This is a genomic window from Sphingopyxis sp. LARHCG72 (assembly GCF_052871675.1).
This window is the reverse complement of record NZ_JBIXJU010000004.1, coordinates 275,837-299,818: the sequence shown is the minus strand read 5'-3', so window position 1 is coordinate 299,818 and position 23,982 is coordinate 275,837. Positions and strand designations below refer to the sequence as shown.

Sequence of the window (23,982 nt, the reverse complement as noted above, 5' to 3'; positions counted from 1 at the left end):
GAGAGATTTATGCGGATGATCGCGGCGGCTTTGGCGGTGTTGCTGGTGGCGGCGAGCCCGGCGGCGCGTGTCGACGATCTCGGCTGGCTCGCGGGCGACTGGGTGAGCGAGGCCGACGGGCGCTGGACCGAAGAAAGCTGGGCGGCCCCACGCGGCGGCGTGATGCTTGGGCACAGCCGGTCGGGGCGCGGCGAGGCTTTGCGCGAGTTCGAATTCTTGCGGATCGCGGCGGGGGAGGGCGGCGGCCTCGCCTATCTGGCGCAGCCGCAGGGACGCGCGCCGGTCGCGTTTGCGCTGGTGAAGCATGATGCGACGAGCGCGACCTTCGAAAATGCCGCGCATGATTATCCGCAGCGCATCGCCTACGCGCGCAGCGGCGACACGCTGGTCGCGACGATCTCGAAGATCGACGGGTCGAAGGCGCGCAGCTGGACCTATCGGCGGCGCTGATGGACAAGACCGGGCGGCTGTTCGCCATCATCGACGGGCTGCGCCGGCGGCGGCGGCCGGTGACCGCCGAGGTGCTCGCCGAGGAGCAGGGCGTGTCGGTGCGCACGCTCTATCGCGATATCCAGGCGCTGATCGCCTTGGGCGCGCCGATCGAGGGCGAGGCGGGGGTCGGCTATGTGCTGCGCGCCGGGTTTTTCCTGCCGCCGCTGATGTTCACCGCCGACGAACTGGAGGCGCTGGTGCTCGGCGCGCGCTGGGTCGAGGGGCGGCAGGACGGGGCGCTGTCGCGCGCCGCGGGGCTGGCGCTCGCGAAGATCGCGGCGGCGAGCCCCGACGATTTGAAGCAGCGGATCGACGAGGCGGGGCTGTGGCCGGTGAACAGCCGGTGGCGCGAGAGCAATGCGCCGTTGCTTGCCGTCGTGCGCGACGCGATGCGCGCCGAAAAGACGCTGCACATCGATTATGCCGACGAAAAGGGCGCGGCCACCGAACGCGCGATCTGGCCCGCGGCGCTCGCCTATTTCGAGGACAAGCAGATCATCGCGGCCTGGTGCCTGCTGCGGCAGGATTTCCGCAGCTTTCGCATCGACCGCATCGCGGCGGCGCGGATCGGCAACGAGGGTTTCGGTCGGCGGCGCGCGGTGCTGATGGCCGACTGGTGGCGGCAAAGCGGACTGGATGCGGCCTCCTGACATGATCTGTCAGGGGGGCAGGCTAATCCTTTCGGAGTGAGAGGCGTCGCCGGGCGGCGCGCACCAGACCGGAGGATTTTCGATGCTCAAGACCCACCATGGTTCGTGCCATTGCGGCGCCGTCAAGTTCGAGGCCGATATCGATCTCGAGGCGGGGACGGGCAAGTGCAACTGTTCGATCTGCACCAAGAAGCGCAATTGGAGCGCGCAGATCAAGCCCGACGCCTTTCGCCTGCTGACCGATCCCGCGGCGCTTGAGGAATATGTGTTCGGATCGGGGAGCGCGCATCATGTCTTTTGCAAGACGTGCGGCGTCTCCGCCTTTGGCCATGGTTATGTCGAGGAAATCGGCGGCGCCTATTATTCGGTGTCGATCGCGTGCCTAGACGACCTGACGCCCGCCGAAATGGCGGCGCTGCCGGTCCAGCATATGGACGGCGCGGGCAATAATTGGTGGAACCCGCCCGAAGTGACCGCGCATATGTAGGTCAGGCGGTGCGGCGCGCCAGATAAACACCGGCGACCATCAGCGCGATCCCCGCGACGCGCTTCAGGTCGATCGCCGAGCGGATCGCGCCGAACAGGCCAAAATGGTCGATCGTCGCGGCGCTGATCAGCTGGCCGACGAGCACGAAGAAGATCGCGTTGCCGACCCCGAAACGCGGCGCGATGAAGGTCACCGAGATCGCGTAAAAGGCCATGAAGGCGCCGCCGAAATAGAAATGCGCCGGAATGCCGGGCGACAGCCGCACCTGCCCGAGCGTACCGGTGGCGATCGCGCCGGTGACCGCGATGAGCAGGCCGAGGGTGAAGAGGATCACCGACGCCGCCATCGGGCTTTCGAGCCGCGCACCGAGCCCGCCGTTGAGGGCGGCGAGGATCGGGATGCCGACCCCGGTCAGGAACATGATCGTGGCAAAGGCGGGGGCGGCGTTGTTTGCGGTCATCGCTGGGTCTCCTTGGCGGCCTGCGCGGCGCGATAGTCGAGGACGGGCAATCCGCCCAATCCCCAATTGGCGGTCTCGACCTCGTCGATCGTCACGACGGTGGTCGCGGGATTCTTGCCGAGTACACGCTCGAGCAGTCCGGTGACGCCGCCGATCAGCTCGGCTTTCTGTTCGGCGGTCGCGCCCTCGCGGGTTATGCGGATGTTGACGTAGGGCATCAGTTCGCTCCTTCGGCCGGCCAACCCGGCATGTCGGGGAAAGCGGGCAACGCGGCGATGCGGCGGGTCCAGCCATGGATCGCCGGCCAGTCGGCGAGGCCGATCCCTGCGTCCTCCATCAGCGCCAGATAGGGGCTTGCCGCAAGGTCGGCGATGGTGAGCCGGTCGCCCGCGAGCCAGTCGCGGCGTTCGAGATGCGCCTCGATCACGGGCAGGAAACGCGCGGCGACCGCGGCGGCGTGATCCTCGGGGATCGCCATGCCGAACCGCCGCGCGAGGCGGAGGGCGGCGGGACCGTTCGCGATCTCGTTCGCGGCGTGCGAGAGCCAGAGCGCGATCGCGCCGCGTTCCTCTGGGTTCTGGCCATCCCATTCGCCGGGGCGATGGCGCGCGGCGAGGTAGGCGAGGATCGACTGGCTGTCGCGCAGGGTGAGCCCGCCGTCGACGAAGAGCGGGATCTGGCGCATCGGGGTCAGCGCCGCGAAGGCGTCCGACTGGCGCGCCGCGGCGTCGGTCAGCCGCTCGTCCCACGGCAGGCCGAGGAAGGCGAGCGCCATGCGGACCTTGTGCGTGTTGCCCGACAGCGGCGAACCATAGAGGGTGATCATCGACGGTCTCCGGAAGAGGCGGCGCGCAAGGCGGCAATCTCGGCGCGCAGCTGGTTGATCTCGGCCGCCATCGGGCGGACCGCGGCGGAAATTTCGGCTTCGGTGAAGCGCGGGGTGATGTGCTGCGAACAATTCCATTCCCAGCCGACGACATCGACGAAGAAGGCGCGCTCGGGGGTGGCGCGGTAGCCCGCGGGCATCAGCGCGGTGACCGCGGCGGGATCGTCGGCGAGCTCGACGATCGTCGCATGGCCGACGAGCTTCAGCCGGTCGCGGTTCGGATAGTCCATGAGGAAGAGCGAGACGCGGTCGTCGTCGGCCAGATTGGCGGTGCTGATATATTGGCGGTTGCCGCGATAGTCGGCGAAGCCGATGCGGTTGCCCGCGATGTGGCGCAGGAAACCCCCGGGGCCGCCGCGATGCTGCATATAGGGCCAGCCGTCGGCGGTGACGCTCGCCATGTAAAAGCTGTCGCGCAGCGCGATATAGTCCACTTCCTTGGCGGTCAGCACGTCGGGGGTGCCGTCGGCCGCGGCGTCCATCTTGAGATAGGCGGCGCGCGAGCCTTGGCGTTCCTGCACCGCCTTCACCGCGTCGCTGAACATGATGTGCCGGTAATTTTGCGCCATGGCCGTTTCCCTTCGGGGGCGATCTAGGTCGTTGCGTCCTTTGTGATAATGGACGAAGATCGAACGAGTTAATTCCGGAAACTGGAATAATCATGGATCGGCTGCTCACGCTCGAAATGTTCGTCGCGGTGGCTGGCGAGGGCGGGTTCGCCGCGGCGGCGCGCAAGCTCGGCAGCTCGCCGCCCGCGGTAACGCGCGGCATTGCGGCGCTCGAGGCACGGCTCGGGACAACGCTGTTCCACCGCTCGACGCGCGCGGTGGCGCTGACCGATGCGGGGGCGGCGTTTCTCGACCAGGCGCGGCGCATCCTTGCCGAGCTGGCGGGGGCCGAGCGCGAATTGCGCGGGGCCGCGGCCGAACCGCGCGGGCAGCTTCACCTGACCGCGCCGGTGATGTTCGGCCGGCTGCATGTCCTGCCCGTTGTCGGCGACCTGATGGCGCAGCACCGCGATCTCATGGTGCGGATGATGCTGATCGACCGCAACGTCCGCATCGTCGAGGAAGGGATCGATGTCGCGGTACGCGTCGGCCCACTGGCCGATTCGGGGCTGAAGGCGGTGCGGGTCGGCGCGGTGCGGCAGATGCTCGTCGCGAGCCCGGCCTATCTTGCGCGGCGCGGGGCGCCGGCGACGGTCGCCGACCTCGCGGGCCACGAGCTGATCGGGACGATGGGGCCGCGCTGGACGAGCGAGTGGCAGTTCGCGAGCGGGCGGTGGCGGCTCGACGCGCCGCCGCGGCTTGTCGTCAACACCGTCGATGGCGTGCTCGCTGCGGCCGAAGCGGGGCTGGGGATCGCGAACCTGCTGAGTTACCAGCTTGCCGAGCCGGTCGACGCGGGGCGGCTGATTTCGCTGTTGGCGGACGAGCAGCCCCCCGCGCTGCCGGTGCACCTGCTGTTCGAGCCGTCGCGCGCCGCGCTGCCCGCGGTGCGATTGTTCATCGACGCGATGAAGGCGCGGCTGCGGATGGCTGGATTGGGGTGAGGTTATTTCGGGGTAGGGCGGTTTTGGGGTCGGGAGCGGACGTTCGAAGCATGGCATTCCGGTGCGTCGGCTAGATCCCTCCTCGGCAGCCAGTAGCGATGGCGAATGCAGCCAAGTCGTGGACTCCACCCTCTCGGTGCTTCGGAACCCCATGCTCCGCAAACTCCCGATTAAGCCGCTCAAAGCGGCTTCTTAAGTCGGGTCTCTGGTGGATATAGCGGCGCAGCGTTTCATCTGCCAAATCCCGGTAGCCAGTCGAAAGAAGGTAGCTCAATATACCTTCTGGCGAAGGCCAATCTTGCTGCGCAAGCCGTGCGACCTCTTCCACGCCGGTTTCAAAAGTCGCGAAGAGCGGATAAGCGCCTGCTTGGATCGCGGCGGTCAGGTCGCCCGCGATGACCTGCCGTTTCGCTTTGTCTGCAAAGTCCCATTCGGCCCATCCGTTCGGCTCGCAAAGATAGCCGAGCTGCGTTGCGAAAACGGGCAGCGGAAATGGAGCATTAGGGCGAATCCAGTGGCTGCTGTGCTTCTTGCTCCACGCAGTGTAGGTCCGAGAGTAGACGAACGCGTGAACCCATATCGCCGCCCTTCGCCCGGCCACATTGTTGCGGTCGGATTGTATGGTGATCTGGAATCCGAGATCGCCACATTTCCGGACGAACTTCGGCCCGGAAGGGGAGAAAATATAGCCGTCTTCGGCGATGGCTGCTCCGACAGTCTGCAGCCCATCGAGAATCGCCTCTCGCGGCTTCTCTGCGGTTGCGTCTGGGTTTTGCCTGGCGTGAGCCGCAGCCAGCTTTTGCTTCGCGGTAAGCGCGATCATGTCAGCAAACGCACGGGTTTCGGCCATTGGCTCTTAGAACATATGGCGCGATCGTCCGCAATCGGTCGTTAGCCGTCAGAACTGGTATGCAAGCCCGCCGCCAAAGACCCACTGGTCGGCGCTGCCGACGTCGGCGACGATCGGCGATTTCGCGAAGCGCGAGAGCATGCGGCCATATTGTGCGCCGCCGATCAGCGTGAACCCCTTGCGAAGGTCGCCCGACAGCGCATAGGCGCCCGCGACCCCGAGCGTATATTTGCCCGCGGTCGCCTTGCGCCCCGCGGCGTCATAGACGGGGAGTCCGCTCGCGGCGCTGCCCGCGGCGTCGATGTCGTAATAATAGCGGCCGAAGCCCTTCCCGTAGAAATTGACCGACGCCGAAAAGCCCAGATAGGCGCGCTTCGACAGCGGGGTGCCGTAGTCGATCGTCGGCGACGCGGTCCAGCTGCCGTGGCGGCCCGATATGTCCTTCGACGCCGACAGGCGGATGCCGAGCTGGTCATATTCGCTGGTGATCACCCCGGTGTGGGTGACGCCGGCGAACAGCCCCATTTCGACCGCCATCTTGCGCTTGCCGAGCGCCGCGACCTGCGGATCGTCGACCTTGCCGCTGCGGTCGCCGCGCAGGCTGATCGTCGGGCCGAACTTGAAATCGGTCTTTTGCCCGCGCCGCTGGCGGATCAAATCGACCTGGAAATTGGTGCCGCGGGTCGAAAAGGAATAACCGCTGATCCGGCCGCGCAGGTAAAAGGCGGGCAGGGTGCGGCGATCGTCGGAGCCGTTGTAGCGCGGGTTGTTGAGCACTCCCGCCGCGACCGCGAAATAGTCGCGCGACCATTTGCGGTCGGGATCGTCGTCCTGCGGTCGCGCGGGCGGGAGGATGATATTCTCGTCGATCTCGCTGTTCTGGAGATAGCGTGCCGGTTCCTCGATGCCCGGTTCGAGACCCGGAGCGAGGCGCGTGTCGGTGACGGGAACGGCGTCATAGGGCAGGGGCGCTTCTTCGGCGGCGGCGGGGGACGCAAAGGCGACGAAGGCGACGAAGGCAACAAGGGCAAGCGCCGGGATCGAGCGCAATGGACGGCCTGTGCGGAACAACATCGTCAAATCGGGCATGAGCATCCGCATCCTTGTTTTTTTGCCCCCTCTGATCGGGGGTGTAAGTGATTGACCCGCCATTGCAACGGCTTCGTCTTGCCGAAGGATGCGTTTAGCCGCATGGACCTTTCATGCACCGACACGCCTTCGCCGCTTTCATATCCCCCCGCTGTGGCATTGGTTCCCCGGTGAGCGCCGCGTCATGAGCCGCGTGCCGCGTTTTATAGGCTATGCGCTGATGGTGGCCGCGGCGCTTGTCGCGGTCCTGATGAAGCGGGACGGGGTCGAGAACATCGGTCCGCTTCCCGCGGTCGCGGTCGCGCTGTTCCTTGGCATGGTCGGGGTTATGCTCGTGTTCACAGATTTGATGGTGCGCGGCCTTTATGCGCAGGTCGACGCGGCGAAGGCGGCCGCGAACGACAAGGAGACAAAGGGTGACGATGAAATTTGACGTGCGCGCGGGTTGGGCGATGGCGGCGGCGCTGTGCCTGCTCGCACCGGTGAGTGCTTCGGCGGCCGACGAGGCGGTCAGCGAGAGCGACCGCTTTTTCCTCGACGAGGCCGCGGGCGCGTGCCGAGGCGGCGACTTCGCGGCCTTCCTGTGGCCCTTCGCCAACAGCGAAGCCGTGCGTGCACGCTATGGTGCGGGCGGCGTGAAGGATTTTCCGATCGTGATGATCGACTACAGCTATGTGACCAGCGCGTCGGAGCGGCTGTTCGAGGCGAAAGGCGGCGACGCGAGCCAGCTGGTCTATGTCCAGGTCGATTTCAGCACGTCGCCCGACGGAACCCAACGCGTCGACTGGGTACCGGGCCGTTTCGAACCCGGCGAGGGCGACGGTCCCGGCACATTGATCGAAAAGACCGGGCCGGGCGGGGCGCTGCATTTCCGGCGCACGGCGGATTGCTGGCAACTGACCGGGGATATACGGAATCCGGCGCGCGGACGCTGACCCGCGCCTGCCCCTTTTCGTTCGACAGCTTCGGCGCTTAGCTTTATGACGGCGGCATGACCGACCGTCCGCATACGCCGCTGCTCGACACGGTGGATGTCCCCGCCGACCTCCGCAAGCTGAAGCCCGAAGACCTCCGCCAGTTCGCCGACGAGCTGCGCGCCGAGATGATCTCGGCCGTGGGCACGACGGGGGGGCATCTGGGGTCGGGGCTGGGGGTCGTCGAGCTGACGACCGCGCTCCATTATGTGTTCGACACGCCGCGCGACAAGATCGTGTGGGACGTCGGGCACCAATGCTATCCGCACAAGATCATCACCGGGCGCCGCGACCGCATCCGCACGCTGCGCACCGGCGGCGGCCTCAGCGGCTTCACCAAGCGCAGCGAAAGCGAGTACGATCCGTTCGGTGCCGCGCATTCCTCGACCTCGATCAGCGCCGCGCTGGGCTTTGCGATCGCGAACAAGCTGAAGGACGAGCCGGGCCGCGCGATCGCGGTGATCGGCGACGGGTCGATGTCCGCGGGCATGGCCTATGAGGCGATGAACAATGCCGCCGCGGCGGGAAACCGGCTGATCGTCATCCTCAACGACAATGACATGTCGATCGCGCCGCCCGTCGGGGGGCTTTCGGCCTATCTGGCGAAGCTCGTCTCGTCGCGGCCGTTCATCGAGCTGCGCGAGATCGCGCGGCGCTTTGCGCGCAAGCTGCCCGAACCGCTGCACAAGGCGGCGAAGAAGACCGACGAATATGCGCGCGGCATGGCGATGGGCGGGACGCTCTTCGAGGAACTCGGCTTCTACTATGTCGGGCCGATCGACGGGCATAATCTCGAACATCTGATCCCGGTGCTCGAAAATGTCCGCGACAGCGACCATGGCCCGGTGCTGATCCATGCGGTGACGGTGAAGGGCAAGGGCTATGCCCCTGCCGAGGCCGCGGCCGACAAATATCATGGCGTGCAGAAATTCGACGTCATCACCGGGGTACAGGCGAAGGCGCCGCCGGGACCGCCGGCGTATCAGAATGTCTTCGGCGAAACGCTCGCGAAGCTCGCCGACACCGACAAGCGCATCGTTGCGATCACCGCGGCGATGCCGTCGGGCACCGGGGTCGACAAATTCGCGAAGGCGCACCCCGACCGCACCTTCGACGTCGGGATCGCCGAGCAGCATGCGGTGACCTTTGCCGCGGGCCTCGCGGCGCAGGGGATGCGGCCGTTCGCGGCGATCTATTCGACCTTCCTCCAGCGCGCGTATGATCAGGTCGTGCACGATGTCGCGATCCAGAATCTGCCGGTGCGCTTTGCGATCGACCGCGCGGGGCTCGTCGGCGCCGACGGCTCGACGCATGCGGGATCGTTCGATGTGACCTATCTCGCGACGCTGCCCAACATGGTGGTGATGGCGGCGGCCGACGAGGCCGAGCTGGTGCATATGACCTATACCGCCGCCGAATATGACGATGGCCCGATCGCCTTCCGCTATCCGCGCGGCAATGGCACCGGCGTGGCGTTGCCCGAGGTTCCGCAGAAGCTCGAAATCGGCAAGGGGCGCGTCGTGCGCGCCGGCAAGACCGTCGCGATCCTGTCGCTCGGCACGCGGCTCGCCGAGGCGCTGAAGGCGGCGGATACGCTGGAGGCGCGCGGGCTGTCGACGAGCGTGATCGACCTGCGCTTCGCCAAGCCGCTCGACGAGGAGCTGATCCGCAAGACGCTTGCCGCCCACGAGGTGTGCGTGACGGTCGAGGAAGGCAGCGTCGGCGGGCTCGGCGCGCATGTGCTGACGCTCGCGAGCGACGAGGGGCTGATCGATGCGGGCCTGAAGCTGCGCACGATGCGCCTGCCCGACGTCTTCCAGGATCAGGACAAGCCCGAGCTGCAATATGACGCAGCGGGGCTCAACGCGCCGCAGATCGTCGATACGGTGCTGAAGGCGCTGCGCCACAACAGCGCGGGCGTCGAGGAAGCGGGCGCACGGGCTTGAGCGGCAGCACCGTGCTCGCTGCGATGCTGTTGCTGGCTTCGGCGGCGGCCGACGATATGGCCGCGAAGGAAGCCCAACTGGACGAAGCGATGGAATGCCGGGCGTACAGCCAGTTTGCGGCGGTCGCTGTGCCATCGCCCACTGGCGACAAATTTGCCCGTTACTGGGTTACCGAAAGCGAACGACGCGGTGCCAAGCTGGGTCTCAGCAAGGACACTGTCTATATCCGGCATCTGGTGGTCAAGATTGATGCCGACAAGGCGAAACCGATCTGGAAGAAGTGCCTGGACCTGACGCCGAAGAAGGTCTTCAAATAGGGGCAGATATGTCTCCGCCTTGCGCGGATGATGCGGCGAGGGGGTAGACAGGTGAATTTCTTCAACCTCCTGCAATCGCTCGACGAATTGCTCTATGAGGTCATGTCCTGGCTGATCTTTTATCCGATCACGCTGTGGCGCACGCTCATTCATCCGTTGCAGATGATGGATTATTCGGACCTCGAGCAGGGCGATAGCGAAGACCAGCAATATACCGACACGCTGTCGCCGCCGCTGTTCCTGCTGCTGTCGCTGATCATCGTCCATGCCGCCGAACTCGCGCTGATCGGCAATGATGCGGTGGTGACGAGCAAGGTCGGCCTGTCGGCGCTGGTGAGCACCAACACCGACCTGATCATGCTGCGCATCGTGTCGTACAGCCTGTTCGCGGTTCTGATGGCGACGCGGCTGCTGCGCGCGCGCAAGGTCGAATTGACGCGCGAAACGCTGCGTGCACCCTTTTACAGCCAATGCTATGTCGTCGCGCTGCTCGCGATCTTGTTCGGCGCCAGCGAGGTGCTGATCCGGCTGGCACATGTCTGGTCGCTCGTTGCGGGCCTCGTGCTCGCGCTGCTGGCGCTGCTGTGGTTCGGCACGCTGCAGACCGCCTGGTTCGTCCAGCATCTGAAATGCAGCCGGCTGCGTGCGTTCGGCCATGCGTCGCGCGCGATGGTCGAAAGCATCGTCGCGGTGCTGTTGCTGTCGAACCTGTTCAGCTGAGCCGGAGTCAGGACCTAGCCCACCGGGACGATCGTCGCCTGCGCGATGGCGCAGCGGCGCGGTTCTTCGCCGTCGCTTTCGGCCCAGACATCGGCGCGCACGATCGCCTGACGCTTTCCTGCCTTGACCACGCTGCCCTTTGCGCGCAGCCGGCTGCCCTTCGCGGGGGCAAGGAAGTTGATCGTGTAGCTGCCGGTGACGACGTCGCCGATCACGCTCGACGCCGCCCAAGCACAGGCGTTGTCGGCCATCAGTCCGACGATCGCACCATGCGCATAGCCGTGATGCTGGGTCATGTCGGGGCGCAGCGCGAGCAGCAGTTCGGCCTCGCCATCGAAACAGCGCAAAGGTTCGACGCCAAGGAAGGCGGTGAAGCCCGATGCATCGACCGCGACGCTTTTCATATAGGCGACGGCCTCGTCGTTGCTGGCAAAGCGGTGTCCGCGCATGATCCATCCCTTTAAGTCTGCAATGCAGACTTATTGCCGCTTGCATCGCGATGGCGTCAAGTCTTAAATCCAGACTTATGAAGGATTATGTGCCATCGCGTTCGCCCTGTGCCGTCGGCCGCGCGTCGCGGCTGCTCGGCGACCGCTGGGTGCTGCTGATCCTGCGCGAGGCTTTCCTGGGGATCGACCGTTTCGAGGATTTCCTCGGCCGGCTCGACATTTCGCGCGCCGCGCTGACCTCGCGGCTTGGCTGGATGGTGGAAGCGGGGGTGCTCGAGCGCGTGCCCCCCGAAGGCAAGCGCGCGACATACCGGCTGACCCCCTCGGGGCAGGCGCTGCGCCCGACCTATGACGCGATCAAGGCGTGGGGCGACGAATGGCTGCCGCGCGGTGCAAAGGAAAACGGCCCGGGCGATGCCGGGCCGTCGATCTACTGAGGTTTCGAAGTGGGCTCAGGCGGTCGGGATCGCCGCCGAGGCGTCGCGGCCGTCGCCTTCGGGCGCGGCGAGGATGTCGCGCACGACGAGGCCCTTGTCGACGACCTGCGTGTCGGGGCTGCCGACCTGGCTGCGGATGCCGGGGTCGGCGCGCGCGCCGTCGGCGCTGCCGATGATCTGCGTTTCGCCGGGGCTACGCGCCGACGGGCCGCCGAAGAGCGCGCGCAGCGTCTGTTCGGCGGTCGATTCGCCGCCGGGGCGCGCGGTGCCGGGTGCCGGCGGGGTCAGCGAATAATCGGGCGGCACGACGAGCGGCGCCTGGCGCGACACCATCATCTCGTCGGGACGGTCGCGGCTGAACAGGCTGTTCGACCCGCAGGCCGACAGCGTCGTGGCAAGAATCGAGGCGGCCAGGATGGCAGTGGTCCGGTTCACTTGTAATATACTCCTATGCGCCCCGTTACTCGGCGGACGGCTGACCGTCCGGGCTCCCGGCCTTTTCGCCCAAGAGCAGCGCGCGCGCAACCAGCAAAAGCACGCCAATGGTGATGCACGCATCGGCGACGTTGAAGATCATGAAGGGGCGGAAATCGCCGAAATGCAGGTCGGCGAAGTCGACGACATAGCCGAAGCGCACGCGGTCGACGATATTGCCGAGCGCGCCGCCGAGGATCATCGCGAGCGCGATCACATCGCCCTTCGCCTGTTCGCGCGTCATCCAGAAGGCGACGGCGGCGGCGACGATCCCCGTGACCGCGACGAGCGTCCAGCGCGTCGTGTCGGTGCAGCTGGCGAACATCGACAGCGAAATCCCGCAATTCTCCGCCCAGGTCAGGTTGAAGAAGGAGACGACCTCGATCTGCCCCTTGGGTTCGAGCGACAGCGGCACCGTGATCACCCATTTGGTGATCTGGTCGAGGATGAAGGCGACCGCGGCGAAGATCAGGCCGAAGCGCAGGTGCGGGGAACGGGTGCTGCTCATGCCGCGGTCAATACCGTGTCGCAGCGATTGCACAAGGCGCCGTCGGTTTCGACCTCGGGCAGGTGGCGCCAGCAGCGGCCGCATTTGTGGTTTTCGGTGCGGGTGACGGCCAGTTCGTCCCCGGCGCGCGCGACCGACACGATGAAGATTTCCTCGAGCGCCGCAGGATCGAGCGTCGGATCGGGGATCGTGACCTCGGCCTCGAGGCTCGAACGGATCGTCTTTTCGCGGCGATAGGGTTCGATCGCTTCGGTCACCGCCTCGCGCTGGGTGCGGACGCCCGCCCATTTGGCGGCGAGCGCGGCGTCATTCCACGCTGCGTCGACGCTCGGCCATTCGAGCAGGTGGACGCTGGTCGCTTCGGGATAGCGCGTGCCCCACACCTCTTCGCTGGTGAACACGAGTACCGGCGCCGCATAGCGCACGAGCGCGTGGAACAGCACATCGAGCACGCTGCGATAGGCGCGGCGCGTGTCGGTGCCGAGCGGCGCGGCGGGGCCGAGGTCGCAGTAGAGGACGTCCTTGCGGATGTCGAAATAGAAGGCCGACAGATCCTCGTTGCAGAAATCGGCGAGCAGGCGCGTGTATGTGTTGTAGTCGAAGTCATCGACCGCGCGCGCGAGCTTGCCGTCGAGATCGGCGAGCAGCGAGAGCATATAGCGTTCGAGTTCGGGCATCGCCGCGACGTCGGTGATGCGCTCCTCTTCCGAAAACCCGTCGAGTGCGCCGAGCAGGTAGCGGAAGGTGTTGCGGAGCTTGCGATACTGGTCGGCGACGCCGGTGAGGATTTCCTTGCCGATGCGGTGGTCCTCGGTGAAGTCGACCGACAGCGCCCACAGGCGGAGGATGTCGGCGCCATAGTCGCGCATCAGGTCGATCGGGCTGATCGTGTTGCCGAGCGACTTCGACATTTTGAAGCCCTTGGCGTCCATCGTGAAGCCGTGGGTGAGGACGGCCTTGTACGGCGCCTGTCCGCGCGTGCCGCAGCTTTCGAGCAGCGACGACTGGAACCAGCCGCGATGCTGGTCGCTGCCTTCGAGATAGAGGTCGGCGCTGTGCGTCGAGCCGTCGTGGCGGACGAGCGCGGGCCATTTGCCGCTTTCGAGCACGAAGGCGTGGGTGCAGCCCGAATCGAACCAGACGTCGAGAATGTCGGTGATGCGCTCGTAGTTCGCAGCGTCATATTGATCGCCGAGATATTCCTGCGCGCGCGCGTCGTTCCATGCGTCGACGCCGCCCGCCTTCACCGCCGCGACGATACGGTCGTTGACGGCGGGGTCGTTGAGATAATGGCCGGTCTTGCGGTCGACGAAGAGCGTGATCGGCACACCCCACGCGCGCTGGCGGCTGAGCACCCAGTCGGGGCGGCCCTCGACCATCGATCCGATGCGGTTGCGGCCCTTGGCGGGGACGAAGCGCGTGTCGTCGATCGCCTGCATCGCCGCTTGGCGCAGCGTGGGGGCGTCGCACAGCTCTTCCTTGTGCGGATCGAGCGCGCCGCCCTCATTCTCCCAGCGCCGGTCGCTCGGCGTCTTGGGCGAGATGTGCGTCATCACCTTGTCCATCGGCACGAACCATTGCGGGGTGCAGCGATAGATGACCTTGGCTTTCGAGCGCCAGCTGTGTGGATAGCTGTGCTTGTAATCGGCCGAGGCCGCGAGCAGCGCGCCGGCTTCCTTGAGGTCCGAGCAGATCGGTCCGTCGGGGGCGTTGAACTTGGGGTTGATCACGCTTCCCTGACCGGGGAGCCAGCCCCAATCCTCGCGATATTTGCCGTCGCCCTCGACCGCGAACACGGGATCGAGCCCGTTCGCCTTGCAGAGGTCGAAATCATCCTCGCCATGGTCGGGCGACATATGGACGAGGCCGGTGCCGCTGTCGGTCGTGACGAAATCGCCCGCGAGGAAGGGACGCGGGCGTGCGAAGAAGCCGCCGAGCGCGTGCATCGGGTGGCGGGCGATGGTGCCGGCGAGGTCGGAGCCTTTGCCGCGCCAGATTATCGTGCCGTCGCGGCCGGTGCGCGCATAGAATTGCTCGAGGAGCGGTTCGGCCACCAGATATTCGCCAAGGCCATGCATCGCGTCGTCGAACAGCTTCACCGAAACATAATCGACCTCCGGCCCATAGGCCAAAGCCTGGTTGACCGGGATCGTCCAGGGGGTGGTCGTCCAGATGACCGCATAAGCCTCGACCAACTCTTCGATCGGGCTTTCGACAATCTCGAACGCGACATCGATCTGCGTCGAGACGATATCCTCATATTCGATCTCGGCTTCGGCGAGCGCGGTCTTTTCGACCGGCGACCACATCACCGGCTTGGCGCCGCGATAGAGCATGTCGTTGGCGGCGAATTTGAGCAGTTCGCGGACGATCGTCGCTTCGGCCTCATAATCCATCGTGAGGTACGGATGGTCCCAGTCGCCGCCGATGCCGAGGCGCTTCAGCTGCTCGCGCTGGGTGTCGACCCAATGCTGCGCATAGGCGCGGCATTCGGCGCGGAATTCCTCGACCGGAACCTCGTCCTTGTTGAGCTTTTTCTTGCGATACTGCTCCTCGACCTTCCACTCGATCGGCAGGCCGTGGCAGTCCCAGCCGGGCACGTAAGGCGCGTCCTTGCCCTTCAGCGTCTGGGTGCGGACGACCATGTCCTTCAGGATATGGTTGAGCGCATGGCCGATGTGCATGTCGCCATTGGCGTAGGGCGGACCGTCGTGGAGGATGAATTGGTCGCGGCCCTTGCGGCTTTCGCGAATCTGCCCCTCGAGATTGCCCTCGAGCCATTTGGCGAGAATCAGCGGCTCCTTCTGCGGCAGGCCGGCCTTCATCGGGAAGTCGGTCTTGGGCAGGAAGACGGTGTCGCGATAATCGCGCTGTTCGGCGGCGGAGGGCGTATCAGTCATGGTCGCGGCGCTTAGCGCAGATTTGCGTGCGCGCAAAGAAATTGGGCGCAGAATGATCCCCGCTCCGTCACCCCGGACTTGATCCGGGGTCCAGCTTCGAGGCGGTGGTGAGCGGGACCCCGGATCAAGTCCGGGGTGACGAGGGGGTTATGGGCGGGGGAATCTACTTCTGCCGCGGCCGCAGCGCCGGGCCGACCTCGCGGATATCCTCGACCCAGATATAGCCGTTGAAGCTCGCGGGGACTTTCGCGAGTTGCTGCGGCGTCGTCAGCCCCTCGATCGACTTGCCACTTTCATGGGGGCCGAGCACGATCACGCGCGCGCCGACGCTGTCCATCCGCGCGATCAGCCGGTCGGGCCAGCCCCAGAAGGCCCATTGATAGTTGATCGGGATCGCGATCACGCCGTTCCGGCAGCTTTCGGGTACGATCCCGGTCCAGCCATATGTGACATAGTCTTTGGTGCACGCCTTTGCGCCGCCCTTGAGATCGAAGGACCAGTTGGTTGGGAGCAGTTCGCGCATCCGCTTCACCGGGCGGGTGCCGCCGTAGAAGGCGTCGCCGATCTTTTGGCTGTCGCGGCCCGAGGCTTTGAGGATCGCGAACAGCTGGTCGGCCTCGGCGGCGTCGTTCGACTTGAAGTTGAACAGGATCGGGTGGACGGGAAGCGCCGCGAGGCCTTCCTCGACCGTGGGCATCTTGCCGACGCCCTTGCCGCGCAAGGGGAAGCTCTTGCCGCCGTCGGCGGTATAGCCATAGCCGATGTCGAGCGCCTTCAATTGCGCCAGCGTCAGGTCGCGCGTCTCGCCCGTGCCATCGGTGCGGCAATCGACGGTCCAGTCGTGGAACAGCACCATGCGGCCGTCCTTCGTCGGCGCGACGTCGACCTCGACCATCGCGGCGCCGAGCCCGACCGCCCAGCGCATCGATTCGGGGGTATTTTCGAACACCTCATGGCTCGGCGGCAGCGCGTGTGCGGCGGTGCAGGTGTCGCGGCCGGCGGCGGCGCGCTTGTCGTAGAGGTGATAGACGCCGCGGTGCGCGATGAGTTTCGGTTTGCCGGCAGGATCGGGGGCGAGCCAGCTGGCGTTCGAAAGGGTGAGCCAGGCGACGATCGCGGCAAAGACCCAGAGCGCGATTTTGGTGCGACGCTTCATCGGCTTTTTCTTCGGGCCCTCGAGGGCGCTGGCCCAGTCTTCGCTGTTGGTCATCACACCCCCTCGTCATGCCGGACCTGATCCGGCATCCACCCCCGTGCCCCCGTCTTGACCCCGGATCAGGTCCGGGGTGACGAAGGCGCTATAAGTCGCTCAGCAGCCGCTTCGCCTCTTCGCAGTCGGCGGCGATCTGCGCCATCAGCGCATCCATGCTGTCGAACTTCGCCTCGGGCCGGATGAAGGCGTGGAAGGCGACGTCGAGTTCCTGCCCGTAAAGATCCTCGGCAAAGTCGAAGAAATGCGGTTCGAGCAATTCCTTCGGCGGATCGAAGCTCGGGCGGATGCCGAGGTTTGCCGCGCCCTTGAGGATGCGGCCGTCGGGCAGGCGACCGGTGACGGCGTAGATGCCGTAACGCGGGCGCAGATATTGCCCCATGTCGAGGTTGGCGGTCGGAAAGCCCAAAAGGCGGCCGTTCTTGTCGCCGTGCTGCACCTGCCCGCGTATGGTGAAGGGGCGGGTGAGGAGGCGTGTTGCGGTGGCGCAGTCGCCTGCCTGCAACGCTTCGCGGATGCGGCTCGACGAAATCACCTCTTCGGCGTCGTCGACGGGGGCGACCATTTCGGTGAAGAAGCCGAGGCGGCGCGCATGGTCGGCGAGCGTCACGACATTGCCGCCGCGGCCCTTGCCGAAGACGAAATCGGCGCCGGTCACGACCCCCGCGGCGCCGTAGCGATCGAGCAGCAGCCCGGTAATGAAATCCTCCGCCGTCGTCCCCGCGAGCGTCGCGTCGAACGGCAGGACGAGCATCGCGTCGGCGCCCGCGGCGGCGAAGAGTTCCTGCCTTTGGTCGAGCGTCGTCAGGCGGAAGGGCGCGACGTCGGGTTTGAAAAAGCGCACCGGATGCGGGTCGAAGGTCGCGACGATCGCCGGCCGACCCTCGTCCTGCGCGTGGCGCACCGCGCGGCCGACGACCGCCTGATGTCCGGCATGAAATCCGTCGAAATTGCCGAGCGCGATCACCCCGCCGCGCAAGGTTCCGTCGATGCGGTGGTGGCCGTCTAGGCGGATCATCGCGTCGGCGGGGTCAGGGGCACGAGCCCCGCCTTGAGCACGCGGATCGCGTTGCCGCCCATCGCGGCGCGGATTTCGTCGTCGCTGAAGCCTGCGTCGATCAGCGCCTGCGTCACCTGCGCCAGCTTCGACGTGTCGAAGCGCACGGTGGTCGCGCCGTCATAATCGCTGCCGAGCGCGACATGCTGGATCCCGACAAGGTCGCGGACATGCTTCATCGCCTTTGCGATGCTGGCGGGCGAGGTATCGCACACCGCGGCGTCCCAATAGCCGATGCCGACGAGGCCGCCGGTCGCGGCGACACCGCGGATCTGGGCGTCGCTGAGGTTGCGGTTGACCTTGCACGTCGCCTGTACGCCGCCGTGGCTGGAGACGACGGGGCGGCGCGCGATCTTGAGGATGTCGGCGACGCAGGCGCTCGAGCAATGTGCGATGTCGACGATCATGCCCTTCGCCTCCATCGTCTCGACGACCTGCCGGCCGAGCGGGGTGAGCCCGCCTTTTTTGAGGCCGTGCATCGATCCCGCGAGATCATTGTCGAAGAAATGGGTGAGCCCCGCCATGCGGAAGCCCGCGGCGTAAAGCTTGTCGAGATTGGCGATGTTGCCTTCGAGGTTTTGAAGACCCTCGATGCTGAGCATCGCGCCGAGAGGGGCGCCATGATCGGCGACGATGCCGCTCTCGGGATCGTAAAGTTCGGCCAGAGAGGTCAACCCGGGCGCATCGCGGACGATCGAGATGCCATGTGTGCTGAAGCGGTTGGCTTTGCGGTTGTTTTCGCCAAATTTCTTTGCGGCCGCGTCCAGCTTTTGTGCGTGCCAAAGCGACCGTTCGAGCAGCGAGTTCCATGTCCGCAGCGGTTGAAGCTGGGCGATCACCAGCGGGGTGATATTGTCGGTATCGGCGCTGTTGGCGTCGTAATTCTGGCCCCTCGGCGTCTTGGTGACGCTGGAAAAGACCTGCAACATGACATTGCCTTCGTACAGGCGCGGAAAGTCCACATGGCCCTGGTCCGATGACTCGGTGATGTCGCGTTTCCACATCAGGCTGTCGCTGTGCAGGTCGACGATCGACAATGTTTGATGCAGCGCCTTGGCGCGTTCGCTGACCTTCGGAAGCGGCTTGCCGTCGACCTGGTTCATGCTGCGTTCGGCGATGCCGGGAGCGAAGGCGAAGAAGGCGCCCGCGCCGATAAGCAGGACGATCACAATGCGGAACAGCCAACGGCGCATCGGCCTATTTCCTTGTCAGCGTGACGAAGCTGTAGGCCGGGCGGCCCGCGTCGTCGGCGGGATGGTCTTCGCGCGCGCTTTCGTTCCAGTCGGCGGCGGCGGGATAATCGATGATCGCATCGCCCTTGGGTTCGAGCGCGACCTCGGTGAGCTCGATGCGGTCGGCGAGTGGGAGGAACAGCCGATAGATTTCGGCGCCGCCGATCACCATCACATGCGGGGCGTTTGCGAGCCTCAGCGCCTCCTCGATCGTCGCCACCGGCTCGGCGCCCTCGTCCTGCCATTCGGGATCGCGGGTGAGGACGATGTGGCGGCGGCCTTCGAGGATCGCGGGCAGGCTGTCGAAGGTCTTGCGCCCCATGATCATCGGACGGCCCATCGTGAGCTGCTTGAAACGGCGAAGGTCGGCGGGCAGGTGCCAGGGCATCTTGCCGTCGGCGCCGATCACGCCGTTGGCGGCGCGCGCGAGGACCAGCGTGATTTCGGGATGATTCATGCGGGAGAGATTCCAACCCAGGTGGCGTGGCCGAGCTTGCGGCCGTCGCGGACCTCGGCTTTTCCATAGTGATGAACGTGGCAGGCGGGGTCAGCGAGCAGGTCGGGAACGGTTTCGATCCCGCCGCCGATCAGATTGTGCATGACGACCGGCAAGGCCGCGGTTCCGGTGCTGCCGAGCGGCAGGCCGGCAACGGCGCGGATATGGTTTTCGAACTGGCTGACGACCGCGCCTTCGATCGTCCAATGGCCGCTGTTGTGAACGCGCGGCGCCATCTCGTTGAAGATCGGGCCGTCGTCGCTCACGAAAAATTCGCCGGTGAGGACGCCGACATAATCGAGTTCCGCGGCGATCCGGGCCATCAGCGCGCGCGCCTCGTCCTGCTGGTCGAGCACGGCCTGCGGCGGGGGCAGGGTCGAGGTCGCGAGAATGCCGCCCTCGTGAACATTGACGGGCGAGTCCCAGAAGCGGACCTCGCCGTCGATGCCGCGCACGAGCAGCACCGAAAATTCATGCGCGAAGGTGACGAAGCCTTCGAGCACTGCGGCGTGGCGGTCGATCGCCTGCCAAGCGGCATCGGCATCGGCCGCGGTGGCGAGGCGCGCCTGGCCCTTGCCGTCATAGCCCATGCGCACGGTCTTCAGGATCGCGGGGGCACCGATCCGTTCCAACGCCGCGTCGAGCGCCGCGCGGTCGGGCACTGCGGCGAAGGGCGCGGGGCGGCCGCCGAGCCCGGCGACGAAAGTCTTTTCGGCGAGCCGGTCCTGCGCGATTTCAAGGCCTTCGTACCCCGGGCGGACCGCGACATGCCCCGACAGGAAGCGCACCGTGTCGACGGGAACATTTTCGAATTCATAGGTGACGACGTCGCAATGCGCGGCAAAGGCCGCGAGGCGCGGCTCGTCGTCCCACGCCGCCTGCGTGTGATGCGCGGTCACCTCGGCCGCGACGCTTTCCGCGTCGGGGGCGTAGATATGAACCTTGTAGCCGAGCTGCGCCGCCGCGAGGCCAAGCATGCGGCCGAGCTGGCCGCCACCGAGAATGCCGATCGTCGAACCGGGTGGGAGCAAAAGATCAGCCTTCGCGAACGGGGGTGGGGGCGACGCTGTTCGTCTGCGCTTCGCGCCAGCCATCGAGCTTTTCGGCGAGGCCGGGATCGTTGTTCGCGAGCAGCGCGGCGGCGAAGAGGCCGGCGTTGGTCGCGCCAGCCTTGCCGATCGCAAAGGTCGCGACCGGAATGCCGCCGGGCATCTGGACGATCGAATAGAGGCTGTCGACGCCGCTCAGGGCCGCCGACTGGACGGGCACGCCGAGTACCGGCACGCGCGTCATCGATGCGACCATGCCGGGCAGGTGCGCTGCGCCGCCGGCGCCGGCGATGATCGCCTTCAGTCCGCGGTCGGCGGCGCTTTTGGAATAGGCGACGAGGCGATCGGGGGTGCGGTGCGCCGAGACGATCTGCACCTCGTGCGCGATGCCGAATTCCTCGAGGATCTGGACCGCGTGCGCCATCGTCGGCCAGTCCGACTGGCTGCCCATGATGACACCGACTTGCGGCGCGTTCTCGCCCATCACCCGTCCCTCCTGCGGGCGGCGATGAATCGCCGCCGCCCTCCCCCTAGAGCCTGTCTTATCGAGATGGAAGCATCGAGATCGCGTTGGGGGCTGCTGGCAAGGAACGGGGTCCCGCGCGGGCGGGTCGCGCAATTGATGTCGGGCGCGTTTACCGATTGGTATCAAGTCGCGGCTAGGGTTGCCGGACTTAGATCCGTCGGCGTCCGGCCGGCGGAGGGTAGGGCGCGCCGGGGATCAGGCATGGATAGCGTAGGGGGGGCACGGATCGCAGTCGACCAGTTCGGCACCGTATCCGTTGACTCCATCGAGGACCAGCTGCGTGACATACGCCGGGAACGCGACGCGTTGCGCCGCGAAAACCGCGTATTGAAGATCGCCGTCGCCGAACTCGAACGCGTGTCCGAGCGCGATACGCTGACCCCGCTGTTCAACCGCCGCTATTTCCTGACCGCGATCCATCACCGCATGGCGCGCTTCGAACGCCACGCCGAACGCGCTGCGGTCGTCTTCGTCGACGTCAACCAGCTCAAATATATCAACGACAATTTCGGCCATGCCGCGGGTGATTTCGCGCTGCTCGAAATCGCCAAGCGGCTCGCCGCGTCGATCCGCGCGACCGACGTCGCGGCGCGCATCGGCGGCGACGAGTTCGGCCTGATCCTCGACCAGTCGAGCGAGGAGGGCGCACGCGCGCAGGTGACCCGGCTGTGTGAGGTGCTGACCGCTGCCCCGACGCATTATGACGGGCACGAGATTGCCCTGTCGGCCTGTTTCGGCATTGCGATGCTCCAGACCGGCATGACCGAATCGGACATATTGGCCGCTGCCGACCGCGACATGTATCGCAGCAAGCAGAGCCTCGGCGGGCTGCCCGGTCACCGCTAGCCAGCGCTAACCGCGCGTTAACCAAAAAAGCGCATCGTTTCCCGTGCGAACAAGGGGGTGGACGATGCGAAACCAGACCGACCCATATCTCGACATGCAGGACCGGATTACCGGCCAGATCGGCGCGCTCGCCGAAGCGCTGCCGCACTGCGCGCTCGCGCAGATCGTCCAGGGGATCGACGACATCCGCTGCCTCGCGCGCGACAACGGCTTTGCCGCGGTCGAGACGCTGGCGAGCCGGCTCGAATCGGCGGTTGCGGGGGGCGGCTATCGCGCGGCGATCCTGACCTATCTCGACGCGATGAGCGATGCCGCCAGTGCGCCGCGCGGCACCCTTCCGGCGGCCGCGCACGAAGCGTGGCTGGCGTCGGTCGCGGTGCGGCTGGGGCATTGACGCCAAACTGCCGACAATCCAGACGCTATTCATGGATGCAATCATGCTTGCGCTGGTGGCGGTGCTGCTCGCCAATGCCGACGGGCGCAGCGGGATTTTTTTGTCGCGACTGCTGAGCGTTCGCGCCGACCGCCGCGTCACGGTGGTCATCGCGTTCGGCGCCTTCATCATCAATGCCGTCGTTGCCGCGGTCGCGGGGACAATCGCGAACGGGCTGATCGGGCAGGGGGTGGCGGCCCTGCTCGTCGCGCTCGCGATGCTGTCGGCGGCGGTGGCGCTGCTCTGGCGCGTGAAGCTCCTCTCCGATGCGGGTGCCGACGATGCGCCGCTGGCGCTGCTGGCGGGGCGGATGCTCGCCGCGCAGTTCGGCGACCGCAGCCATTTCCTGATCGGCGCGCTCGCCGCGACGAGCGGTGCGGGGCAATGGGCCGCGGCGGGCGGGCTTGTCGGCTGGACGCTTGCGATGCTGCCCTTCCTCGCCTTCGGCCCGGCGCTCGCCGAGCGGCGCGCAGCGCGCATCCTACGCTGGGCGAGCGCGGTCGTCCTGGCGCTTTGGGGCTGCCGCATGGCGCTGGGCGCATTTGGATTGATCGGATGATTGCTTCGACCTGTTAGTTCTTATCGTTTTTATCGATGAAGCTTACCCAAAGCTTCAATGGGAAAGCACCGCTCCTCTTCGCTATATCGGGGGAGCAAAGAAAGGATGCTCCCATGTCCCAGAAAACCGACAATGCTCCCGCCGTCGCCGATGCGCTGAACGCGCTGCTCGCCGACAGTTTCGCGCTCTATCTCAAGACCAAAAACTATCATTGGCACGTGCAGGGTCCGCAGTTTCGCGAACTGCACCTGCTGTTCGACGAACAGGCGGCGCAGATTTTCGCGACGACCGACCTGATCGCCGAGCGCGTGCGCAAGAATGGCGCACCGACCCTGCGTTCGATCGGCGATATCGGCCGCCGCGCGTCGATCCGCGACGATGACAGCGCGGGCCTGGGTGCCGAGGCGATGATCCGCGCGCTCGCCGACGACAACAAGATCCTGCTCGGCCAGCTCAAGGAGGTGAAGGCCGCGGCCGAAGCCGACGGCGATATCGCGACGAGCGGGCTGGTCGACGGCTGGGCCGACGAGACGCAGCAGCGCATCTGGTTCCTCGAGGCGACGCTGGGGTATTGAGCCGGGCGATCCCCTCCCGGCCGCTGCCTCAGCTGGCGTCGTGGAAAATCACCCCCAGCGTATGCCGCCGTCCCGACCGGATTTCGCTGACCCCGTGGCGCATCGCGACGCGGTAATCGCCGCGCGCGCCTTTCACCGGCCGCGCGTTCACCGCAAAGACGACGGCATCGCCCTTCGCCAGCGGCACCACCGCGGCGCGTGACTGCATCCGGGGCCTTTGTTCGGTCAGCACGAACTCGCCGCCGCCAAAGTCGCTGCCGGGTGCCGACAGCAGCACCGCGGCCTGCAACGGAAAGACATGCTCGCCGTACAAATCCTGGTGCAAGCAATTATAGTCGCCCGGCCCATATTGCAGCAGCAGCGGCGTCGGCCGCTGCTGCCCCGCCTCGTGGCAGCGCGCGAGATATTCGGCGTGGTCGGCGGGGAAGCGCACCGCCATCCCCATCCGCTCGTGCCAGCGGTTGGCGATCGGCGCGAGCGACGGATACAGGCGCTCGCGCAGCATCGCGACGAGCGGCGGCAACGGATAGGAAAAATAGCGATATTCGCCGCGCCCGAAGCCGTGCCGCGCCATGAGCACCCGGCTGCGGAACCCCGCCTCCCCGGCATAAAGCCCCGCGATATCGTCGCACTCGGCGTCGCTCAGCAGCCGCGGCAGCACCGCCCACCCCTCGCGATCGAGCGCCGCCGCCATGGCGTCAAGGTCCAGCGCTTCGATACGCGCGCCGATGCGTGTTTCCATCGTCTGTGTCATGCGCCGATCCTGCCATCGCGGCGTCCGGCCCGCGCCCCGTTTCTTGCTTTCAAA

General features: G+C 66.3%; 31 protein-coding genes. 14 read left to right on the top strand and 17 right to left on the bottom strand.

Going from position 1 to position 23,982, the window contains the following annotated elements; all coding sequences use genetic code 11:
- Positions 1-9: 9 nt before the first annotated feature.
- The 3 genes from ACIPPQ_RS11625 (at position 10) to ACIPPQ_RS11615 (ending at position 1,629) form a co-directional block, all read left to right on the top strand.
- On the top strand, positions 10-450 hold the full coding sequence (locus tag ACIPPQ_RS11625) for a DUF6265 family protein (RefSeq protein ID WP_446544237.1): 441 nt from the start codon (positions 10-12) through the stop codon (positions 448-450).
- Complete coding sequence (locus ACIPPQ_RS11620) at positions 450-1,142, top strand: helix-turn-helix transcriptional regulator (protein ID WP_446544236.1); 693 nt, start codon at positions 450-452, stop codon at positions 1,140-1,142. Before ACIPPQ_RS11625 ends, ACIPPQ_RS11620 begins: the two co-directional genes overlap by 1 nt.
- A gap of 82 nt (positions 1,143-1,224) precedes the next feature.
- The gene (locus ACIPPQ_RS11615; protein WP_446544235.1) at positions 1,225-1,629 is read left to right on the top strand and encodes a GFA family protein; all 405 of its coding nucleotides are present in this window, start codon (positions 1,225-1,227) and stop codon (positions 1,627-1,629) included.
- A gap of 1 nt (position 1,630) precedes the next feature.
- On the opposite strand, the gene ACIPPQ_RS11610 is transcribed toward ACIPPQ_RS11615, so the two are convergent.
- Genes ACIPPQ_RS11610 through ACIPPQ_RS11595 form a run of 4 tightly spaced genes read right to left on the bottom strand, consistent with a single transcriptional unit; the run spans position 1,631 to position 3,544 of the window.
- Positions 1,631-2,089: a DMT family transporter gene (locus ACIPPQ_RS11610; protein ID WP_446544234.1), complete on the bottom strand. Its 459-nt coding sequence runs from the start codon at positions 2,087-2,089 to the stop codon at positions 1,631-1,633.
- On the bottom strand, positions 2,086-2,307 hold the full coding sequence (locus ACIPPQ_RS11605) for a 2-hydroxymuconate tautomerase family protein (protein ID WP_446544233.1): 222 nt from the start codon (positions 2,305-2,307) through the stop codon (positions 2,086-2,088). Before ACIPPQ_RS11605 ends, ACIPPQ_RS11610 begins: the two co-directional genes overlap by 4 nt.
- Positions 2,307-2,915 (bottom strand): glutathione S-transferase family protein, encoded by a 609-nt coding sequence (locus ACIPPQ_RS11600; RefSeq protein ID WP_446544232.1) that lies wholly within the window; start codon positions 2,913-2,915, stop codon positions 2,307-2,309. Before ACIPPQ_RS11600 ends, ACIPPQ_RS11605 begins: the two co-directional genes overlap by 1 nt.
- On the bottom strand, positions 2,912-3,544 hold the full coding sequence (locus tag ACIPPQ_RS11595; RefSeq protein ID WP_446544231.1) for a pyridoxamine 5'-phosphate oxidase family protein: 633 nt from the start codon (positions 3,542-3,544) through the stop codon (positions 2,912-2,914). Before ACIPPQ_RS11595 ends, ACIPPQ_RS11600 begins: the two co-directional genes overlap by 4 nt.
- Positions 3,545-3,636: 92 nt before the next feature.
- Here ACIPPQ_RS11595 and ACIPPQ_RS11590 point away from each other — a divergent pair, with 92 nt between their 5' ends.
- Positions 3,637-4,527 carry a LysR substrate-binding domain-containing protein gene (locus ACIPPQ_RS11590; protein ID WP_446544230.1) on the top strand — a complete coding sequence of 297 codons (891 nt, stop codon included), beginning with the start codon at positions 3,637-3,639 and terminating at the stop codon, positions 4,525-4,527.
- Between the two features lie 70 nt (positions 4,528-4,597).
- Here the strand turns inward: ACIPPQ_RS11590 and ACIPPQ_RS11585 are convergent, their stop codons facing one another.
- Together ACIPPQ_RS11585 and ACIPPQ_RS11580 are read right to left on the bottom strand one after the other, a co-directional pair.
- Positions 4,598-5,377, bottom strand: coding sequence for a hypothetical protein (locus ACIPPQ_RS11585; protein ID WP_446544229.1), 780 nt, complete (start codon positions 5,375-5,377; stop codon positions 4,598-4,600).
- 48 nt (positions 5,378-5,425) lie between these two features.
- Entirely contained in the window at positions 5,426-6,466 is a 1,041-nt protein-coding gene (locus ACIPPQ_RS11580) for a MipA/OmpV family protein (RefSeq protein WP_446544228.1), read from the bottom strand.
- 193 nt (positions 6,467-6,659) lie between these two features.
- Between ACIPPQ_RS11580 and ACIPPQ_RS11575 the strand changes: the two genes are divergently transcribed.
- From ACIPPQ_RS11575 to ACIPPQ_RS11555, 5 genes are read left to right on the top strand one after another with little or no spacing between them, the layout of a single operon-like run.
- Positions 6,660-6,899, top strand: coding sequence for a hypothetical protein (locus tag ACIPPQ_RS11575; RefSeq protein WP_446544227.1), 240 nt, complete (start codon positions 6,660-6,662; stop codon positions 6,897-6,899).
- Positions 6,883-7,401: a hypothetical protein gene (locus ACIPPQ_RS11570; protein ID WP_446544226.1), complete on the top strand. Its 519-nt coding sequence runs from the start codon at positions 6,883-6,885 to the stop codon at positions 7,399-7,401. Before ACIPPQ_RS11575 ends, ACIPPQ_RS11570 begins: the two co-directional genes overlap by 17 nt.
- A 56-nt stretch (positions 7,402-7,457) precedes the next feature.
- Positions 7,458-9,386, top strand: coding sequence for a 1-deoxy-D-xylulose-5-phosphate synthase (gene dxs / locus ACIPPQ_RS11565; RefSeq protein WP_446544225.1), 1,929 nt, complete (start codon positions 7,458-7,460; stop codon positions 9,384-9,386).
- Positions 9,383-9,703 carry a hypothetical protein gene (locus ACIPPQ_RS11560; protein ID WP_446544224.1) on the top strand — a complete coding sequence of 107 codons (321 nt, stop codon included), beginning with the start codon at positions 9,383-9,385 and terminating at the stop codon, positions 9,701-9,703. Before dxs ends, ACIPPQ_RS11560 begins: the two co-directional genes overlap by 4 nt.
- Positions 9,704-9,754: 51 nt before the next feature.
- Positions 9,755-10,423, top strand: a complete 669-nt coding sequence (locus tag ACIPPQ_RS11555; protein ID WP_446544223.1) for a hypothetical protein — start codon at positions 9,755-9,757, stop codon at positions 10,421-10,423.
- A gap of 14 nt (positions 10,424-10,437) precedes the next feature.
- On the opposite strand, the gene ACIPPQ_RS11550 is transcribed toward ACIPPQ_RS11555, so the two are convergent.
- The gene (locus tag ACIPPQ_RS11550) at positions 10,438-10,872 is read right to left on the bottom strand and encodes a PaaI family thioesterase (RefSeq protein ID WP_446544222.1); all 435 of its coding nucleotides are present in this window, start codon (positions 10,870-10,872) and stop codon (positions 10,438-10,440) included.
- Positions 10,873-10,961: 89 nt separating this feature from the next.
- Between ACIPPQ_RS11550 and ACIPPQ_RS11545 the strand changes: the two genes are divergently transcribed.
- Entirely contained in the window at positions 10,962-11,309 is a 348-nt protein-coding gene (locus ACIPPQ_RS11545; protein WP_446544221.1) for a winged helix-turn-helix transcriptional regulator, read from the top strand.
- 15 nt (positions 11,310-11,324) lie between these two features.
- Here ACIPPQ_RS11545 and ACIPPQ_RS11540 read toward each other — a convergent pair whose 3' ends face one another.
- The 9 genes from ACIPPQ_RS11540 to purE form a co-directional block, all read right to left on the bottom strand.
- A complete protein-coding gene (locus ACIPPQ_RS11540; protein WP_446544220.1) occupies positions 11,325-11,744 on the bottom strand; it encodes a DUF3035 domain-containing protein in 420 nt (139 codons plus the stop codon).
- A gap of 25 nt (positions 11,745-11,769) precedes the next feature.
- Positions 11,770-12,291 carry a signal peptidase II gene (gene lspA, locus ACIPPQ_RS11535; protein WP_446544219.1) on the bottom strand — a complete coding sequence of 174 codons (522 nt, stop codon included), beginning with the start codon at positions 12,289-12,291 and terminating at the stop codon, positions 11,770-11,772.
- Entirely contained in the window at positions 12,288-15,191 is a 2,904-nt protein-coding gene (gene ileS / locus ACIPPQ_RS11530) for an isoleucine--tRNA ligase (RefSeq protein WP_446544218.1), read from the bottom strand. The genes lspA and ileS overlap by 4 nt, the downstream gene beginning before the upstream one ends.
- A gap of 163 nt (positions 15,192-15,354) precedes the next feature.
- On the bottom strand, positions 15,355-16,401 hold the full coding sequence (locus ACIPPQ_RS11525) for a glycerophosphodiester phosphodiesterase family protein (RefSeq protein WP_446544217.1): 1,047 nt from the start codon (positions 16,399-16,401) through the stop codon (positions 15,355-15,357).
- Positions 16,402-16,489: 88 nt separating this feature from the next.
- Complete coding sequence (locus ACIPPQ_RS11520) at positions 16,490-17,419, bottom strand: bifunctional riboflavin kinase/FAD synthetase (protein ID WP_446544216.1); 930 nt, start codon at positions 17,417-17,419, stop codon at positions 16,490-16,492.
- Positions 17,416-18,651, bottom strand: coding sequence for a dipeptidase (locus tag ACIPPQ_RS11515; RefSeq protein ID WP_446544215.1), 1,236 nt, complete (start codon positions 18,649-18,651; stop codon positions 17,416-17,418). Before ACIPPQ_RS11515 ends, ACIPPQ_RS11520 begins: the two co-directional genes overlap by 4 nt.
- A 4-nt stretch (positions 18,652-18,655) precedes the next feature.
- Positions 18,656-19,147 carry a dihydrofolate reductase gene (locus tag ACIPPQ_RS11510; protein WP_446544214.1) on the bottom strand — a complete coding sequence of 164 codons (492 nt, stop codon included), beginning with the start codon at positions 19,145-19,147 and terminating at the stop codon, positions 18,656-18,658.
- On the bottom strand, positions 19,144-20,217 hold the full coding sequence (locus ACIPPQ_RS11505; protein ID WP_446544213.1) for a 5-(carboxyamino)imidazole ribonucleotide synthase: 1,074 nt from the start codon (positions 20,215-20,217) through the stop codon (positions 19,144-19,146). The genes ACIPPQ_RS11510 and ACIPPQ_RS11505 overlap by 4 nt, the downstream gene beginning before the upstream one ends.
- A gap of 4 nt (positions 20,218-20,221) precedes the next feature.
- Positions 20,222-20,719 carry a 5-(carboxyamino)imidazole ribonucleotide mutase gene (purE, locus tag ACIPPQ_RS11500; protein WP_446544362.1) on the bottom strand — a complete coding sequence of 166 codons (498 nt, stop codon included), beginning with the start codon at positions 20,717-20,719 and terminating at the stop codon, positions 20,222-20,224.
- Between the two features lie 243 nt (positions 20,720-20,962).
- On the opposite strand from purE, the gene ACIPPQ_RS11495 reads away from it, so the two are divergent.
- The 4 genes from ACIPPQ_RS11495 to ACIPPQ_RS11480 all read left to right on the top strand — a co-directional run bounded on the left by ACIPPQ_RS11495 (position 20,963) and on the right by ACIPPQ_RS11480 (position 23,174).
- The gene (locus ACIPPQ_RS11495; RefSeq protein WP_446544212.1) at positions 20,963-21,607 is read left to right on the top strand and encodes a GGDEF domain-containing protein; all 645 of its coding nucleotides are present in this window, start codon (positions 20,963-20,965) and stop codon (positions 21,605-21,607) included.
- Between the two features lie 64 nt (positions 21,608-21,671).
- Complete coding sequence (locus tag ACIPPQ_RS11490) at positions 21,672-22,001, top strand: hypothetical protein (RefSeq protein ID WP_446544211.1); 330 nt, start codon at positions 21,672-21,674, stop codon at positions 21,999-22,001.
- A 43-nt stretch (positions 22,002-22,044) separates the two neighbouring features.
- Positions 22,045-22,599 (top strand): hypothetical protein, encoded by a 555-nt coding sequence (locus tag ACIPPQ_RS11485; RefSeq protein WP_446544210.1) that lies wholly within the window; start codon positions 22,045-22,047, stop codon positions 22,597-22,599.
- A 113-nt stretch (positions 22,600-22,712) separates the two neighbouring features.
- Complete coding sequence (locus ACIPPQ_RS11480; protein ID WP_327451298.1) at positions 22,713-23,174, top strand: Dps family protein; 462 nt, start codon at positions 22,713-22,715, stop codon at positions 23,172-23,174.
- Between the two features lie 28 nt (positions 23,175-23,202).
- On the opposite strand, the gene ACIPPQ_RS11475 is transcribed toward ACIPPQ_RS11480, so the two are convergent.
- The gene (locus ACIPPQ_RS11475) at positions 23,203-23,928 is read right to left on the bottom strand and encodes a 2OG-Fe(II) oxygenase (RefSeq protein WP_446544209.1); all 726 of its coding nucleotides are present in this window, start codon (positions 23,926-23,928) and stop codon (positions 23,203-23,205) included.
- Positions 23,929-23,982 lie beyond the last annotated feature (54 nt).